Origin of the sequence: Ulvibacterium marinum, from assembly GCF_003626755.1 — a bacterium.
In the GTDB taxonomy this organism is placed as follows: domain Bacteria; phylum Bacteroidota; class Bacteroidia; order Flavobacteriales; family Flavobacteriaceae; genus Ulvibacterium; species Ulvibacterium marinum.
Genome location: NZ_RBCJ01000001.1, coordinates 616589 through 632874 on the forward strand (window position 1 = coordinate 616589; position 16286 = coordinate 632874).

The following is a 16286-nucleotide window of genomic DNA, read 5'->3' on the forward strand; positions in this document are numbered from 1 at the left end:
ATATCTATGAATTGAAAATTTGTTCTAAAATTCGGTCTGTTATTAGGTATGTAGGTTTTACGCCTGTGGTGCCAAGGCCTCCAGAAGACAACGTACTACCAGTTTCCAAAGGATTGTCCGAAGCATAATAGGCATAACGCACCTTTACGTCTTCCTTAATGCTCTTTCTTATCTTAGAAGCGGATTGAATGGCCTTTTGATAGTGTACGCCCTCCATTTCTAAACCTATGACATTCCAGGTGGATTGATGAAAAAACTTGAGAATGTCCTTATTCTGAAGGGATGTGCCCAAGACCGTTACCATGGCACCTTCAAAAACTTGTAATCCATACCCTTCAAAATCTTCCTTACAAAGTTCATTCTTAAAAGGATAATTATCCGCTGTTCCTTCAAAAATATGTGCGGATGGAATCATTAAATCGCCTTTGCCCCCTTCCAATATGCCAGCTTTCCCCATAATGGATACAGATGCAATGTTCAAAAAAACAGGTTTCTTTTTCTTTGCCTTATATGGTTTTAAAAACTCGTCTATGGTCTCATAAGCTTGTTCCCCAAAGGCATAATCCATTACAAAGATAACAGGTTTTTCTTCATCCGGAATGTCCTTGGCCAATTCGTAACAACAGGCATCCGTGCCCAATCTGGCCAAGTCGAAAATCTGAACATCAATGTTTGTTCCCGATGCATCATCAATGACCAGCATTCCATTTTTTTTAGCTATAGCCATTACTTTGTCCCGTAGCTTTTGGTTCTTAGGTAAGCTCAATGCTTCATATAATTCCAAGGAGTCATTAATGTTCGGAAACTCTTTTTTTAGGGCATTATGCGCAAATAGTGTGTTCATTACACTATGCATATTGGCACTGATTATATGAATCGGCCTTCCTAAAAGGGAATGCTTTGCCAAAACTTCCTTGATTGTATGGGCCCATTGCTCTCCATGGATGTGATGGCCCAGTCTTTCTCTCAATAAGGCACTAAAAGTAATGGAGCGTTTATTACCCGTAACTTCTTTTTCGATAGCCAATTTTCCCAACCAGTACACTATCTCCAAAAATCGGTTGGGGTTTTTACTGGTTCCCAGTTCTCCATAAACCTCAAGTATCTCTTCAAAGGAACGGCCTAAAATTTGTGCGGTGTGAATCAATGCTACTTCTCTTTCTACTTCGGTGAGCTCTTCTTTCTTAACGGCTTCCTCAAGTTTTACCCAATCGCGTATGGTCTTATCGGTGTCCTCAATCAAAACACGCTTACATATCTTTTCGGATTCTATGAAAAGAAACGTAAGATGGGTAAGGATATCATAAATATCCGAACGACCACGGGTAATTTCTATATTCATCTGCTCATCATCGATACGATAGCAGTTGCGCCTCCTTTTTGGGGGCACTATGGCCTTGAAGTGGGATTTCCCATAACCTTCGTCCGAGGTTAGATTTATAAATCGGCATTGTTCTATGCCTTGTGGTAAACGTTCCAAAACATAGATAAGCCCTTTCAACTCTGCTTTTTCCTCCGTTATGGAACCATATATTTCTGGCCGCAAAAGTAACAATGCATTTTTTAGAGACTCTCCAGAAACCCCGCCGGGTTTATAAAACCCCCGGTTGAACAAATGACGCATGGTGATGTAAAGCCGTTCTATGGCATTCGTAGATTCTTGAGCCCTGGTTGTAACAATCGTTTTGCCCATTGAAGAATTTCATGCAAAATTACAATTTAAAATTAATGTGGAATTAATTGTCCTAGGCTTTCTTATAGGCGGATAGCACATCTGCAACCTTTCGGTCATTGGCCAAACGCTGTACTTTGTTTTGGCCTCCTAATTTTCCAATGGATTTCATGTACTTCTGAAATCCACCTTTTTGGATTTGAGTGATTTTCAAGGGTTGAAGGATCTTCCCATCAATCAGGTCAAAATAATAACTGTTCTGTTTTTGTAGTGATATATCCAAGGTTTCAATGAACTTTCCCATTTCGGATGGTTCGTTCTCAAACTCGATCAACCATTCATGGTAGGGGAGTTCGTCCTTTGCCGGACTTATTTGTGGAGCTACGGTAAATTCATTTATTCTGGCATCTGTGGCAACAATAGCTTGTTGCATGGCTTCTTCCACCTCCTTGGCAATGACATGTTCCCCAAAGGCAGATAAGAAATGTTTTATACGCCCCGAAACAATTACCTTATAGGGATTAACAGAAATAAACTGAACGGTATCCCCAAGGTTGTAGGCCCATAAACCGGCATCCGTTGAGACAATCATTACATAGTTAACACCGATTTCCACCTCCTTGATCGTAATCCGTTTTGCTCCCTCATCAAAATATTCATCAGCCTTTACAAACTCATAGAAAATTCCAGAGTCCAACAGAAGGAGCATCCCTTTTTCTTCTTGGGAATCTTGATAAGCAAAAAATCCTTCACTGGCAGGAAAGAGTTCTATGCTATCTACCTTGCGCCCTATCAAGTTTTCAAATTTTGCCCTATAGGGCTCATAATTCAACCCACCATAAATGAATAATTGAAAATTCGGGAACAAGCTACCGATGTCCTGATTCGTTTTTTCATGGAGCTTTTCAAAATACATCTGTACCCAAGAAGGAATACCAGCGATAACGGTCATGTTCTCATTAACCGTCTCTTCCACAATAGTATTTACCTTGGTTTCCCAATCATCTATGCAATTGGTTTCCCAACTGGGCAAGCGGTTCTTTTGAAGATAGTTGGGAACATAATGGGCGGATATTCCGGACAACCTTCCCAATTTTACACCGTTCTTTTCCTGAAGTACTGGACTTCCTTGTAGAAAAATCCACCGGCCATTCACAAAATCGGAGTTTCCGGTTTCATGAATATAATTTAAAATGGCATTTCGAGATGCCTCAACTTGGTGTTTGATGGATTCTTTAGTAATCGGAATATACTTCGCCCCGGAAGTAGTTCCTGAGGTCTTTGCAAAATAAATGGGTTTTCCAGGCCATAAGACATCCTCCTTCCCCTCTACCACTTTTTCTACATAACCTTTAATTTGCTCGTAGTCCCGAATGGGTACGTTACGGACAAAATCTATGTGTGAGTCAATATTGTCGAAATCATGGTCCTTGCCAAATTGTGTTTTTGAAGCTTTCTGGATAATTTCTTTAAATACCTTTTCTTGCATAGCTATCGGACGGTTGGCCCAATGAGCTGTTTTCTTGGCCACACGTCTAGCAAATATTTTGGCAGCAAAAGATTTTAAGGACATTTGTATTAATTAAAATCTATGAAGTTCATCGGATCTACCGGGGTTCCATTATCCCAAATTTCAAAATGTAGATGTGGGCCTGTAGTGAATTTACCTGTATTTCCGACGGATGCAATGACCTCTCCTGCCCTTACAATATCACCCTGTACCTTACTTAAGGACCCATTATGTTTATAGACACTAAGAAGGCCGTCCTCGTGTTCCAAAATCATAACATATCCCGTATCCGCTGTCCATTCCGAAAAAATGACCATCCCATTGGCCACTGCTTTTACTGGAGTGTCCCTGGGTGCCACTACATCAACTGCAAAATGCCTTTTCTCAGCGTCATATTGCTCTGAAATTGTACCATTAACTGGAGGGAACAATACCAAATCCGATTTTTCCATATTCCTTTCGAACAAGTTGTATTTATCTTCCAGGGCCACTTCCGCTCTAAGCATAGAGTCTTCCCGAATCGGAGTAAGGTTTATCGTTGACGGATCCAATTTAAATTGCTCAAAAAGCGAGTCCCTATTAATTTCATTGTTTTCAATATCACCTCTGAGAACCATTCGGATATTATTCAAGTACCTATTGGTATAATCTAGTGTTCGGACCAAAGAATCCGTTTTATAGGTAAGCTCGGTGGCCTGTCTTTTAAGTTTGGTGGAAGAATAACCAGGTATATATTCGCGTAACGGAGTAAAAGCAATGAGCAAGGTGGTAAGGCCTATTAACCCGATAATGCAAAGAGATCCTGTTACAAAAACATTAAGCCGGCTTAATTTGAAGGATATCTTTTCCTCAAAAGTGCTTTCATTAAGTATCACCAAACGATACTTGTGCAGTAGCTTTCTTCTGATTTCCTTACGTTTTTTGACTTTTTTGGCCATAGTATACAAAGATAAGGATGCAAATGAATTTTGTCCGGTTCCAATCTAAAAATTGGCTTCACCCTTAGATACGGAAAAAGTCGGATAAAAGTCCATGCAATTTAATTATGCCGCTTTCGTTGTTATTAACAATGAACTAATTACATTATTTCGTACATTTGTTATCTATCTAATTCATAAACTATGACAGCTTTACATATATTTCTGGCCATTGGCCCATGGCAGATAGCCATAATTGTTATGGTAGTACTTCTTTTGTTCGGTGGCAAAAAAATACCGGAATTGATGCGTGGTCTCGGTAGCGGCATCAAGGAGTTCAAGGATGCTTCCAAGGAAGATGAGAAATTGGAAGAGAAAAAAGAGTAGAAAATTATATTCAATATGCATTCCAAACCCGGTGAATTCACCGGGTTTTTTATCTCAACTGTATTTTATATACCTTTTGGTTTATTTTGAGGCCTCTTCTTTCTCGTTGTTGCTTCTAATTTCACTTTCCCGTAAAAAGCGTTGGGAAACTATAATAATATTCCTCTACACGACAAAAAATATGCCTTTCACAACAAAAAATCACTAGGGCATACAGGAAACACTATTTTCAACGTTTACAAGCATGTGCGCATGTTATATCATTACATGACGTATTTGGAAATAGCAATCAACCCATCCCCCTTTCCCATGAAAAAACTGATTTTGGCTTATGTGCTTTTGCTTTCCCTTGGTTTAATCGCCCAAAACGATTCCCAAGTTGGTATAGCGGGCATCAATCAGGAAATCGGCGAAGACTCTTATTTGGACACAGACAGCACGCCTTCCATTGCCTTCAGCGAAACCTTTGAAGAAGCAGCAAAAAGGAACAATATTGCCCATAGAAAGATGACTAACCTGATGGACATCGAGGACGGTTATTATATTATTGCGGGTATCTTCAGTAGAAAGGAGAATCTTAAAAAAACAATTAAAAAATTTACCAGAAAAGGATTTTCCTCAGGATCCATAGCCAATTCCGAAAACGGCCTTAACTACGTATATCTGGAATACCATCCTTTTGGGCTGGAAGCGGTGGATGCCTGTGCATCAAAATTAAATGGTAAATACAAGGGAGATGTTTGGATATTGGAGGCAGAAAAAGAAGTCTTCGCAGAAGAGCCTATTGCCTTGGAAAAGGTAGACTATGAAATGTTGAACACTAAAAATTCCGTTGCCCCTAACGTCGTGCAAAAGGAAATCCACAGCCCCAGAAAAAATTTACTTATTCAAAAGGCAGATCAATATTTTGAGAAAATGTGGTATGCAGAAGCGGCGGATCTTTACGAGGAAGCCTTGAAAAAGGGAAAGGATAACTACTATTCCTTCGACATTATCCAAAAAGCTGGAGATGCCCACTATTTCAATACCAATATGGAAAAGGCTTTCCATTGGTATAACTTGCTCTATAAGAATTATAAAGATGAAATGTCCGCTGATAACATCTTCAAATATGCACATTCCCTAAAGGGGACAGGCAAATATGCCCGTTCTAAACGATTAATGCGATTGTATAACCGTAAAATGAAAAAAGGCGATTTCGCAAAAATTACGGACGCCACCACACAAACCCGTAATGAAGTGGTTTTGGATAAGATTTTGGGGACAGAGGAAAAATTGGATATCCATAACTTGTCCATTAATTCAAAGTATTCCGAGTTTTCCCCTATGTTCTTGGATTCAAACCAAGTTGTTTTTGCTTCTTCTGCAGATTCATCTTTTTTTACTACCAGAAGGTATAAGTGGAACAATCAACCCTTTTTGGATCTTTATGTTGCCAAAATGAATGAAGAATCCCAAGATCTTCGTAATGCCATAAAATATTCAAAGAAGATTAACACAAAATATCATGAGGCTTCCGTAACCTTTTCACCGGATAATTCCACCATGTATTTTACTCGAAATAATTACGGGAAAAAACTAAAGCGCGATAAAAATGGAGTCAACCATTTAAAAATATATATGTCCAAAAAAGTCAATGGAGATTGGATAGAGGCTGTGGAGGTCCCATTTAATAGCGATGATTATTCCACTGGACACCCGGCATTAAGTCCGGATGGCAAACAGCTGTATTTTGTTTCTGATATGCCAGGAAGCATTGGTCAAACTGATATTTTCGTAGTAGATGTACTGGGAGACGGAAATTTTTCAGAACCTAGGAATTTGGGCCCTACCATAAATACAGAAAGAAAGGAGATGTTTCCTTTTATCAATTCCAATAAACTGTATTTCTCTTCCGATGGCCATGTTGGGCTTGGTGGATTGGATGTGTATGAGGCAACATATAGCGAAGAGGAAGGCTTTGGAGAGGCGGTAAACCTTGGCAAACCTATAAACAGCAATAAAGACGATTTCTCCTATATCGTAAACGAAGAGACCCTAGAAGGTTTTTTTGCTTCCAACAGGCCCGGGGGCAAAGGAGATGACGATATCTATTCCTTTAAAAGGTTGGTCGTAGAAGAGATTCCAGAAAATCTTAATGCCATAGCAGGTGTGGTCACCGAACTCATTACTGGAGATGTTATGCCGCAAACTATGGTAGAATTATTGGACGAAAATGGAATCAAACTCAAAGAAGTTGTGACCGGAGATGATGGAACTTTTGTTTTTGAGGATTTGGACGGAGACACCAAATATACTCTGAAAACAACACAAGAGGAATTCTTTGAGAATGAGCTAAAAGTGAGCACCAGGGAGAATGAACGTATGGAAGTTGACATTTCCATGCGACGATTAAAAGAAATGATTGCCATTGAAGACGGTATCAAGAAACTAAAGACAGAAATGATTCATTTCGACTTTGATAAGTCCTATATACGGAAGGATGCCGCCGAGGAATTGGATAAACTGGTAGAGGTCATGAACGAATACCCTGATATGGTTATCAAAATTGAATCCCATACCGATTCTAGAGGTAGTAAAGTGTATAACGAATACCTCTCTGACAAAAGGGCCAAATCCTCAAGGGATTACTTAATTTCAAAAGGAGTTGCACCGGAACGTATTGAAAGTGCCAAAGGATATGGAGAAAATCGATTGCTCAACGAGTGTGATGGTACTGTTAGATGTACCGAAGCCAATCACCACCTTAACCGTAGATCCGAGTTTATCATTGTAAGCATGTAACAAAGACATAGAATACATCAAAAAAAGGCCGATAGCTATTACCCACCTATCGGCCTTTTTTGTTTGTCAAAATAGTCCAAAAGGCAAGTCAAATTGGGTTGGAACAAAGTTCTGTTTTCAAAAAAGATGAATTTCACAACATCCCTTAGACCCTTTACAACAAAAGGTGTTCGATGAAATACAAAAAATATGGTTTTTGAGTTATACCTATAACCTATTTAACTAAAATCCCAACATCATGAAAAACATCCTACTTATTAGAGAAATCTATTTGGAAGCTTTTAAAAACCTTGGCCATTATTTAGTGAAATCCTATTTTAAAGCTTTTTCTTGGTTTTGTTTCGCAAGCTTCTTAATCGTACTTTATGCTTTCTTGTTTAGAGTCTCAACTGGCTTTGCCTTTGACTAATCGTATAATACCAACCTAACTTTTGATAAGGGCGTCCCATTAGGGGCGCTTTTTTTGTGCCACTATAGAGCCATGGATTCCATTGCAACAACTCGCCATTTCGGAAATACACCTTTTGTATATGTCTTACAGAGTTTCATAACGCCTTTCACCGAAAAACAAATACGCTTCACCGAGCCATAACAATACCGCATTTTACACAACTATAATTTAAGGGCTTTCATCCAAAAAGTTTAAGGTTGCCTTGACAAATTTAGAACTTAGCTTTCTAGTTAACTTGAAAAAAGAGAAAGCATATGAATAAATTACTACTTGTAAAGGAAATTTATGTGGAGGCATTTAAGGACTGGACCTATAAAATTCTTAATCGATATTTTAAGGCTTTTTCCTGGTTTTGTTTTGCGTTGCTTGCAATTGCAGCCTATGCCCTTATTTATAGAATATCCACGGGCTTTGCCTTTGTTTGATAAATATAAATCACAACAAAAAGGCCCCTACGAATTGGTAGGGGCCTTTTTTATGCTAGGTGTTCGCAATAGCGTAACACTCCTACTGTGTTTCAAATTTTAGTGTTTTCAAAATAGCCTCCAACTCAAACATATAGTCCCTTTTTTCCGTTGCGGGGGCAAAAGTAAAGCCTTCCAAGACTATTTTTCTTGAGTTTTTGGAATCGTCAATGATATAGGTCACAAAGGGACCAGCCATCGGATAATTTTTGATATCCCAAATACCTCTGATCTCAATTACATTTTTTCCAATAATTGTAGTATGATATACTGAAGGGGAAAATGCCGGCTCTGTACGCATATGAGTTCTTTTCCCCGGCACATCCGGACCAGGAATGTATTTACTGCCAATGGAATCGCGCATTCTTATAATGTCCCTTACCAATGTTGAATCATTTGAGAAACTATTGTAGGGCGCCTCATAAGCAATGATGTTCATGGTACCCTTTGGAACCTGCCTGTCTATCCAAACAAAATTATCTTCATGTTTCCCTACTTTGTAAATGGATGGAATAGTTAGGGAAACACCAAATTCTTCTTGCAGAACTTGTTCCTTGTTTAGGGAACGTAAGAATCGTTTCTGTGCTTCCTTTACTTCCAGATTCTTAAATTCCGCTATAATCTGGCTTGATTTTTCGCTTAAATTTTCAATAATCTCATCCTCGGTCCTGCCTTTAATCACCGCAACCTTTTGTGGAGTGGCGTACATATCTGTCTTTACATGGGCAATGTCCAAAGAATCCTTTTGGACATACAATGTAGAGCGCCTGTAGCGGGTGGTTCCCGTAAAAACACTAGGAGGTAAGTGTTGAATGGTAAAAAGTGGCTCGTCCCAAATAAGGCCCACAACAGGAGCGGCAAAATGTTTTCTTACCTCATCTCCTACCTTTCCTTTCCACAATTCGTTATCCATTACAACGGCCAAGGAGTTTATGGCGCCAACAGAGTTAGGCTTATAGTCGTTTCGGTTGGAATCCTTGCAGGAATTGACCAGTAATGTAAGGGAGAGCAGAGCTAGTACTTGTAGTTTTTTCATTTTGCGTCCAGATTAATACTCTTGCGAGTGTTCTCAATATAGGAAAATACAATGTAGCCAGCTACCAAAATCGTTCCATAGTTGTAAAACTCTAACAAGAATTTAACCTTCTTCCTAGGTTTAGGAAGGACATTCGCAAAGTTTTAGCTTGGTTCCCGGCTTTAGACTATTGCTATTAAGGCCATTCCATTGTTTTAATTTATCAACACTTACTCCAGGGTATTTCCTGGATATCGTCCAAAGGGAATCCCCACTGCGCACGGTATGTACTTTTGCGCCCGGAGGAAAATTCTGGTTTTGTGCTTTTGAAGTAGTTTTAGTTTGGTTGGAAGCCACAGCGGCCCCGGGTGTTCTTCTTGGAAAAATGGTCAATCGTTGTCCAACTCGTAAATTATTGCTTCGAAGACCGTTCCATCGCTTGATTTGGCTTACGCCTACCCCATATCTTTCAGCAATCTTTCCGAGGTAATCACCACTTCTAACCCGGTAGCGAATCCTGTTGTTCGACGCGGCCTTTACCAATTGTGGTAATGGGCTTTCCTTACTTTTCAATTCTTTTTCTACGTGGGCATAAATGGCTTCCTCATTGGCGACAAACTTGCCCATGACCGATTTAGGCAGACGAAGAATATGTTGCTTGCCCTCAATATAAGGTATTACGTTAAGTTTATAGGAGGGGTTCAAAATTTTCAATTCTTCCTTACTTATTCCGATAAGTTCGGAAATCTGGTCAAATGTTATAAGGCTTTTTACATGTATAGTATCGGTTTCAAAATAAGGTCGTTCTATTTTCCTCCGGATAAGGTCGTGTTCCTCCGCATATTCGAAAATGTACATAGTGGCCAGGAATGCAGGTACATAGCCTGCGGTTTCCCTAGGAAGGTTGCGCCGTAAATTCCAATAGTTTTTATAGCCTCCGGATCTTCTTATGGCCTTGTTTACATTTCCGGGGCCCGAGTTGTAGGCCGCTAGGGCCAAGTCCCAATCACCAAAGATATCATAGAGTTTAGAGAGGTATTTACAAGCTGCCTCCGTGGATTTAACGGGGTCACTTCGTTCATCTACATAACTGGTTACATTGAGCTTGTACATTTTTCCGGTACCATACATGAATTGCCAAAGACCTGTTGCCCCCACACGTGATCGTGCCCTTGGGTTTAAGGCAGATTCTACAATGGACAAATATTTCATTTCCAAAGGAATATCGTAGTTGTCCAATTGCTGTTCAAAAAGAGGGAAGTAGAACTGGCTTGTGGTAAGCATACGTTGCATCAAATCCCTTTTGCGCGTCAAAAAAGATTTTATGACGTTTTCCAAAGATGGATTATACACTACGTTGAAAGGCGTTTTTTGATTCAATTTTGCCAGCCTTGCCTTTAGGCTGTCCGTTGGCAGGTCATAGGTATATAGTTCCTCTTCCTCTGGCACTACCTCCAAACTCTGTGTGGATACCTCCTCATACATCTCATCAAAGAGTGCTGCATTTTCATAGAGTTCCTTCATCCAAAGACTATCATACCTAGCTGCCGCCGCATGGTCCTTTAGATTATATTTAACCTTGCCTTCCTGTTTAATTATTACAAGAGGATTATCCACTAATTCCACTTTGGTATCCATCCGCTCCATCTGCTCAACACCCTTTAAATCCAAAGTGGTAGTATCCGTAACCGTTACAGGGTTTTGAATGCTATCTGTTTCTTGGGAGGTTAGCCAATTAATACATAGGAAGAGGATTAAAAAGGCGAGGCGACTATTTCCTTTTGTTGTCATGGATTAAGCTAAATATTAAGGTGGGGCTAGCTAAAATCGCTTTTTTTTCTCAAAGAATAAAATTTTGCAATGTTAAAGCCGTTCCTTCGGACTTCGATGCCCGTTAATCGATAACGCCTTTATGCTCCGATTATTGCAGCTATTCCCGGTAAGGTTTTACCTTCCAGGCTTTCGAGCATAGCACCTCCTCCCGTAGATACATAGCTTACTTTGTCCTCAAAACCGAATTGCTTTACCGCAGCCACGGAATCGCCGCCACCGACCAACGAAAATGCACCATTTTGAGTAGCCGCATCTATGTAGTTCCCAACGGCTATGGTTCCCTTAGCAAAGTTCTCCATTTCAAAGACACCGACAGGGCCGTTCCACAAAATAGTCCTGCACTTTTGAATGACTTCCCCAAAACTTTCCAGAGTCTTGGGCCCAGCATCCAAACCTTGCCACCCGTCAGGTATTTTATCTACATCCACTACTTGGGTGTCGGCTTCATTGGCAAAATCATTTGCAGCCAAAACATCCGAAGGAAGGTGCACTTCCACTCCCTTTTTTTTGGCTTGGTCCAAAATTTCCATGGCGAGTTCCATTTTGTCGTCCTCACAAATGGAATTGCCAACTTTCCCGCCTTGGGCCTTTACAAAGGTATAGGTCATTCCGCCACCGATGATCAAGTGGTCTACCTTGTCCAGGATATTTTCTATTATAGTGATTTTGCTGGATACTTTTGCACCGCCCAAGATAGCCAAAACGGGTTTTTCCCCGGTCCGCATTACTTTCTCTATGGCATCGATTTCCTTTGCCAGTAAATACCCAAAACATTTTTTGTCTTGAAAAAACTTGGCAACTATTGTTGTAGAAGCATGTGCACGATGTGCCGTCCCAAAAGCATCGTTCACATAAATGTCCCCTAGCTTTGAAAGCTTTTCCGCAAAACCTTGATCTCCTTTTTCCTCTTCGGCATAAAACCGAAGGTTTTCCAATAGGAGCACTTCACCTGGTTGTAATTCCGAAACGACCAATTCTACGCTTTCCCCAGCACTATCATCCACAAACTTTACCTGCACTCCGATAATCTCGGAAACCTTGGGGCAAATATGCTTTAGCGAAAGACCCGGATTGCGCTGCCCCTTTGGTCTCCCAAGATGGCTCATTAAAACAGCACTACCACCATCTTCAAGTACTTTTATAATTGTGGGTTTGGCCGCTTCGATCCGGTTGGTATCCGTAACATTAAAATCAGCATCCAAGGGAACGTTAAAATCCACCCTGATCAGAGCTTTTTTGTTGTCGAAGTTAAAATCATCAATAGTCTTCATGTGCAAAGGGTTTAGAGAGTGGCAAATGTAAAGATTTCTATGCTTCGGATAAAGGGCTCCCAGTTTTATTTAGGTTAACTTTGAACGGCCAAATTTCAATTCTTTGATTTGTATCCGAATGGCTATATTTGGACTATGCTGTTTAAGGAAATTTTGGGCCTTTCCCATATAAAAAGCCATTTGGCCAAAAGTGCCGATGCGGGTCGTATTCCACATGCTCAATTATTTGTCGGCCCAGAAGGATGTGGAACTTTACCTATGGCCTTGGCCTATGCACAATATATCATCTGCTCCAACAAAAACGAAGAAAATGAGGAAGGCCAAAACAGCTGTAATCTAAAGTTTGAGGCATTATCACATCCTGATATGCATTTTACCTTTCCCGTAGCCAATACGGATAAAGTAAAAGCCCATGCCGTAAGTAATCACTATTTAGAAGAATGGCGGAAGTTTCTATCGGAGCAGCCCTATGGAAATCTTTTTGACTGGTATCGTCTTATTGGTATCGAGAAGAAACAGGGACAAATAGGAGTAGATGAAGCTCAGGATATCGTTAAAAAATTATCCTTGAAATCCTATGAAGGCGGTTATAAAGTGATGCTTGTCTGGATGGCCGAAAAAATGAATACGGCAGCAGCCAATAAATTGCTCAAACTCATAGAGGAACCCCCCGCAAAAACTGTATTTTTATTGATTACCGAGGATGAGGAACAAATCATCCAAACCATACGTTCCCGATGTCAAATTCTTCGTTTTCCACCACTTGCCGAGCAAATCATCGCCGATGGTTTGGTGGAAAGAGGGCTCGTCCGAGAAGAAGCTCTACAGCTTGCCCATGAATCTAATGGCAATTTTAATAAGGCACTAGACCTCAAGAACCGCGATTCGGAAGACTTGGTCTTTGAAAAGTGGTTTGTACAATGGGTTCGAAGTGCATTTAAGGCGAAGGGAAACAAATCTGCCATTCATGAACTTATCCTTTGGAGTGATGAAGTTGCAAAGACAGGCCGGGAAACACAAAAGAAATTTCTATTGTATTGCCTTTCCGTGATGCGGCAAGCGCTAATGATAAATTACAATGCGAAAGCCTTGGCCTTTATGAAAATTCATGTGGACGGATTTCAATTGGATAAATTTGCCCCCTTTGTCCATGAGAACAATATCCTGGAAATTGTTGAAGAGTTGGAAGAGGCACATTTCCACATAGAGCGCAATGGTAATTCCAAAATTATTCTTACGGACCTTTCCATAAAACTTACACGTTTATTACACAAGAAAGCGGCCTAAAATCTTATTCTATGCAAGGTATTCTTAATTACGCCACGGAAATTCTTTTATTACTTTTCCTCATCATTACGTTTTTGCAAAGTGGAATCGATAAGGTATTTGATTGGAAGGGCAATCTAACCTGGCTTAAGGAACATTTTGCGGGTACGCCCTTGCAAAATTTGGTGCCGGCCCTATTAGGGATCGTTTTGCTATCCGAAACAACGGCCGGGATACTCTGCGCCGTGGGTCTTTATCAAATTGTAATCATGGGTAATGACACTATCGCATTATATGGGGCCATGATGTCTTGTATTTCCCTATTAATGCTCCTGTTCGGGCAACGAACCGCCAAGGATTATGAAGGAGCAAAAACTATTGCCGTATATTTTATACCGGCTATCTTTTTGGTCTTTCTTTTACAAAACTAAAAGAATCTGATTAAAGATATAGGCCCGGCCATCATGAACTATTTCTTGTAGTTGTCGTTTAGAATCTTTATAATTTCGTCCGTAAGATCATTGGCATCGATGCCATAGAGCACACTGCCACCATCGCCGCCACCAAGGATATACGTGTAGCCCTGCACTTTGCCATAGGCTTTGATTTCTTTCTTCACCTTGCTTACCACACTATCCATTTCTGTCTGTCCTTCAGCTTGTAGTTGTTGATCCTCTTGTTGCAACTGTTGGCCGATAAATTGACCACGCTGCTGCATTATGCCATACTCTTCCTGGGCTTTCTTTTGCGACATATTCTGCGCCTTGGCCTGAAAAGCCTGAGCTTCCAATTGAAAAGCCTGCGAAATACTGTCCCTTTTCTTGGCCAACGCCTCTGCTTTTGTCTTGAACTTGGATTCAATGTCTATCTTCTCTTGATATTCGTCCATCAATTTCACATTGTCCACAAACCCTATTTTTTCTTGTTTACATGAAAGGACAACCAGTACGATACATACAACTACTATTTTCTTCATATTACTATTATTTCTCTTTTTTCAAATTTTAAATACTCACCTCAATATTTAAGGTAATTTTTTAGGTTGGGCAAAAATAGGAAAGCTTTTTGATAAAAAGGAGAAGTATTTAGCCGATTGCCATCGGCTATCATTTGAAGTTGTAATAGTGCGAAATCAAAGAATAGAAAAAATCTATTTAATTTTTGATTTATAATTGGTTTAGACTATTGGTTTTCGTTTAAAAATAGATATGCAACAGCATTTAAAATAAAGAGATGCAGGCTCATTATGTCAATCATCTTAAAAGTCCCTGAAATCTTCTTAAAATACGTTTTATACCTTTTTAAGAACATAGATAAGGGAAGAATACTCTCCAGAACCTAGAGCTTTGATATTAGACCACATACCCACACAAAAAGCTTTTAAAAAATTAGTCTTGCCTGTTTTATATTTTTCCGAGAGCATCGCAACATAAAAAGCATCAAAGACCATCGGTTTTATTTTTGTGATTTTTAATTCATGTTTGGAGAACAACTTCTCTATTGCTGTCTTGGAAAAGTGCCAAAGATGTCTGGGCACGTCATAGCCCGCCCAAAATTCTTTATAAAATTTTGCGTCGTAAGATCTGAAATTAGGAACGGCGATTACAAGAATCCCCTCGTCCCCCAACCTTGAAATCAACTCCTCAATTTGTTCTTCCAAATTAGGAAGATGTTCCAGTACATGCCAAAGCGTAATAACTTTATACTTGTGATTTTTAAGCATATCCAGTTTTGAAGAAAGATTCATTCCTTTAGTTTTTGCCAGCTCCCTAGCTTTGGAATTCGGTTCAACACCGGCTACGGACCAATTTCTTTTTTTTGCGGTAATTAAAAAGTCACCCGTTCCCGCCCCAAAATCCAAAAGTGTTTTTTTCTCTTTTACATATTTGTTGATCAGCTTTACCTTTTTGCCAAGGCTATATTTCTTAACCGCTTGATAAAGCTTTTCAATTAAGCTGCTGTTCGCATCCGTGTGCGAAATATAGGATTCACTTTGATAGTATTTGTCCAACGTTTCTGGCCGAGGTTGGGTAATGAGCATATCCATATCCTTATTATACACTAAATGAAATTCTTCTTGTGAAATTGCGTAATCCTTAGTTTTTAAATACAACTTCATTATAATTATACGTGGATAGATATTCTTGTTTTATGGTTCTAAGATACTTCAAAACGACTTCCCTTGAAAGGGAATTTTCTTGAAGACAATCCTGCTCAAAATCGGTATATGCCTCAATGGCAATATACCAATTTCCAACTCTGGACGCGTGGGCATCCTCCAAAAACGGACCCATGTCCGCACTGTCCAAAAGGCCATCAATCACAAGGGGAATCAAGTTGATTGTTTTGGTCGGTATTTCTACTTCATAAAAAGAAAAGAAGTACTGTTGTCCGTTAATTTTGAAGGGAACATCATCATATACGTCCTCATCGCCTAATTCAAATTTGATGTTTACATAATTATAAAATTGATTTGCATCCTTTGGGTCCTCAAAAATGAACATTTCACGTTTGGGAAGTCCTCTTTTGAATTTTTTCCCTTTGGTTATTTTGTAATCATCAATGCTTGGCGCAATGCGAAGTGGAATACATGAATATAGAAGGAACAGAATTCCAATAAACGTAATTATTCGGAACATATGGTGTTGGTTTGATTCGAATCAAACAATATCAAACACCACGCCAATTTAACCTCCAACAATAAGGTTTTGCGAAA

The 16286-nt window shown here is 39.7% G+C and carries 15 protein-coding genes; 6 read left to right on the top strand and 9 right to left on the bottom strand.

Annotated features, from left to right (window positions below; translation table 11 throughout):
• Nucleotides 1-4: 4 nt before the first annotated feature.
• The 3 genes from D7Z94_RS02775 to D7Z94_RS02785 are packed head-to-tail and all read right to left on the bottom strand — an operon-like array spanning nucleotide 5 to nucleotide 4120.
• On the bottom strand, nucleotides 5-1693 hold the full coding sequence (locus tag D7Z94_RS02775) for a DUF6909 family protein (protein WP_120709974.1): 1689 nt from the start codon (nucleotides 1691-1693) through the stop codon (nucleotides 5-7).
• A 52-nt stretch (nucleotides 1694-1745) separates the two neighbouring features.
• Nucleotides 1746-3245 (bottom strand): GH3 family domain-containing protein, encoded by a 1500-nt coding sequence (locus tag D7Z94_RS02780; protein WP_120709975.1) that lies wholly within the window; start codon nucleotides 3243-3245, stop codon nucleotides 1746-1748.
• A 5-nt stretch (nucleotides 3246-3250) separates the two neighbouring features.
• Nucleotides 3251-4120, bottom strand: a complete 870-nt coding sequence (locus tag D7Z94_RS02785) for a M23 family metallopeptidase (RefSeq protein WP_120709976.1) — start codon at nucleotides 4118-4120, stop codon at nucleotides 3251-3253.
• A gap of 183 nt (nucleotides 4121-4303) precedes the next feature.
• Here D7Z94_RS02785 and D7Z94_RS02790 point away from each other — a divergent pair, with 183 nt between their 5' ends.
• The 4 genes from D7Z94_RS02790 to D7Z94_RS25750 all read left to right on the top strand — a co-directional run bounded on the left by D7Z94_RS02790 (nucleotide 4304) and on the right by D7Z94_RS25750 (nucleotide 8146).
• Complete coding sequence (locus tag D7Z94_RS02790; protein ID WP_120709977.1) at nucleotides 4304-4486, top strand: Sec-independent protein translocase subunit TatA/TatB; 183 nt, start codon at nucleotides 4304-4306, stop codon at nucleotides 4484-4486.
• Nucleotides 4487-4795: 309 nt separating this feature from the next.
• Nucleotides 4796-7270, top strand: coding sequence for an OmpA family protein (locus tag D7Z94_RS02795; RefSeq protein WP_120710849.1), 2475 nt, complete (start codon nucleotides 4796-4798; stop codon nucleotides 7268-7270).
• 238 nt (nucleotides 7271-7508) lie between these two features.
• Entirely contained in the window at nucleotides 7509-7679 is a 171-nt protein-coding gene (locus tag D7Z94_RS26125; protein ID WP_317125758.1) for a DUF6747 family protein, read from the top strand.
• A gap of 296 nt (nucleotides 7680-7975) precedes the next feature.
• Nucleotides 7976-8146: a DUF6747 family protein gene (locus tag D7Z94_RS25750; RefSeq protein ID WP_170158832.1), complete on the top strand. Its 171-nt coding sequence runs from the start codon at nucleotides 7976-7978 to the stop codon at nucleotides 8144-8146.
• Nucleotides 8147-8228: 82 nt separating this feature from the next.
• On the opposite strand, the gene D7Z94_RS02800 is transcribed toward D7Z94_RS25750, so the two are convergent.
• The 3 genes from D7Z94_RS02800 to D7Z94_RS02810 all read right to left on the bottom strand — a co-directional run bounded on the left by D7Z94_RS02800 (nucleotide 8229) and on the right by D7Z94_RS02810 (nucleotide 12304).
• Nucleotides 8229-9221 (bottom strand): DUF4837 family protein, encoded by a 993-nt coding sequence (locus D7Z94_RS02800; RefSeq protein WP_120709978.1) that lies wholly within the window; start codon nucleotides 9219-9221, stop codon nucleotides 8229-8231.
• Nucleotides 9222-9341: 120 nt separating this feature from the next.
• Nucleotides 9342-10991, bottom strand: coding sequence for a LysM peptidoglycan-binding domain-containing protein (locus D7Z94_RS02805; RefSeq protein WP_120709979.1), 1650 nt, complete (start codon nucleotides 10989-10991; stop codon nucleotides 9342-9344).
• A 119-nt stretch (nucleotides 10992-11110) separates the two neighbouring features.
• Entirely contained in the window at nucleotides 11111-12304 is a 1194-nt protein-coding gene (locus tag D7Z94_RS02810; RefSeq protein ID WP_120709980.1) for a phosphoglycerate kinase, read from the bottom strand.
• 135 nt (nucleotides 12305-12439) lie between these two features.
• Here D7Z94_RS02810 and D7Z94_RS02815 point away from each other — a divergent pair, with 135 nt between their 5' ends.
• On the top strand, nucleotides 12440-13591 hold the full coding sequence (locus D7Z94_RS02815) for a DNA polymerase III subunit (protein ID WP_120709981.1): 1152 nt from the start codon (nucleotides 12440-12442) through the stop codon (nucleotides 13589-13591).
• A gap of 11 nt (nucleotides 13592-13602) precedes the next feature.
• Nucleotides 13603-14001: a DoxX family protein gene (locus tag D7Z94_RS02820; protein ID WP_120709982.1), complete on the top strand. Its 399-nt coding sequence runs from the start codon at nucleotides 13603-13605 to the stop codon at nucleotides 13999-14001.
• Nucleotides 14002-14039: 38 nt separating this feature from the next.
• On the opposite strand, the gene D7Z94_RS02825 is transcribed toward D7Z94_RS02820, so the two are convergent.
• The 3 genes from D7Z94_RS02825 to D7Z94_RS02835 all read right to left on the bottom strand — a co-directional run bounded on the left by D7Z94_RS02825 (nucleotide 14040) and on the right by D7Z94_RS02835 (nucleotide 16209).
• Nucleotides 14040-14546: an OmpH family outer membrane protein gene (locus tag D7Z94_RS02825; protein ID WP_120709983.1), complete on the bottom strand. Its 507-nt coding sequence runs from the start codon at nucleotides 14544-14546 to the stop codon at nucleotides 14040-14042.
• A 315-nt stretch (nucleotides 14547-14861) separates the two neighbouring features.
• Complete coding sequence (locus D7Z94_RS02830) at nucleotides 14862-15689, bottom strand: class I SAM-dependent methyltransferase (RefSeq protein ID WP_120709984.1); 828 nt, start codon at nucleotides 15687-15689, stop codon at nucleotides 14862-14864.
• Entirely contained in the window at nucleotides 15667-16209 is a 543-nt protein-coding gene (locus tag D7Z94_RS02835) for a hypothetical protein (RefSeq protein WP_120709985.1), read from the bottom strand. Before D7Z94_RS02835 ends, D7Z94_RS02830 begins: the two co-directional genes overlap by 23 nt.
• Between the last annotated feature and the right edge of the window lie 77 nt (nucleotides 16210-16286).

Excerpts from the sequence above, each read along its gene's own strand:
- D7Z94_RS02790 (WP_120709977.1), top strand. The coding sequence starts at position 4,304 with ATGACAGCTTTACATATATTTCTGGCCATTGGCCCATGGCAGATAGCC.
- D7Z94_RS02830 (WP_120709984.1), bottom strand. The coding sequence starts at position 15,689 with ATGAAGTTGTATTTAAAAACTAAGGATTACGCAATTTCACAAGAAGAA.
- D7Z94_RS25750 (WP_170158832.1), top strand. The coding sequence starts at position 7,976 with ATGAATAAATTACTACTTGTAAAGGAAATTTATGTGGAGGCATTTAAG.
- D7Z94_RS02800 (WP_120709978.1), bottom strand. The coding sequence starts at position 9,221 with ATGAAAAAACTACAAGTACTAGCTCTGCTCTCCCTTACATTACTGGTC.
- D7Z94_RS02795 (WP_120710849.1), top strand. The coding sequence starts at position 4,796 with ATGAAAAAACTGATTTTGGCTTATGTGCTTTTGCTTTCCCTTGGTTTA.
- D7Z94_RS02825 (WP_120709983.1), bottom strand. The coding sequence starts at position 14,546 with ATGAAGAAAATAGTAGTTGTATGTATCGTACTGGTTGTCCTTTCATGT.
- D7Z94_RS02780 (WP_120709975.1), bottom strand. The coding sequence starts at position 3,245 with ATGTCCTTAAAATCTTTTGCTGCCAAAATATTTGCTAGACGTGTGGCC.
- D7Z94_RS02835 (WP_120709985.1), bottom strand. The coding sequence starts at position 16,209 with ATGTTCCGAATAATTACGTTTATTGGAATTCTGTTCCTTCTATATTCA.
- D7Z94_RS02810 (WP_120709980.1), bottom strand. The coding sequence starts at position 12,304 with ATGAAGACTATTGATGATTTTAACTTCGACAACAAAAAAGCTCTGATC.
- D7Z94_RS02785 (WP_120709976.1), bottom strand. The coding sequence starts at position 4,120 with ATGGCCAAAAAAGTCAAAAAACGTAAGGAAATCAGAAGAAAGCTACTG.
- D7Z94_RS02820 (WP_120709982.1), top strand. The coding sequence starts at position 13,603 with ATGCAAGGTATTCTTAATTACGCCACGGAAATTCTTTTATTACTTTTC.
- D7Z94_RS26125 (WP_317125758.1), top strand. The coding sequence starts at position 7,509 with ATGAAAAACATCCTACTTATTAGAGAAATCTATTTGGAAGCTTTTAAA.
- D7Z94_RS02775 (WP_120709974.1), bottom strand. The coding sequence starts at position 1,693 with ATGGGCAAAACGATTGTTACAACCAGGGCTCAAGAATCTACGAATGCC.
- D7Z94_RS02805 (WP_120709979.1), bottom strand. The coding sequence starts at position 10,991 with ATGACAACAAAAGGAAATAGTCGCCTCGCCTTTTTAATCCTCTTCCTA.
- D7Z94_RS02815 (WP_120709981.1), top strand. The coding sequence starts at position 12,440 with ATGCTGTTTAAGGAAATTTTGGGCCTTTCCCATATAAAAAGCCATTTG.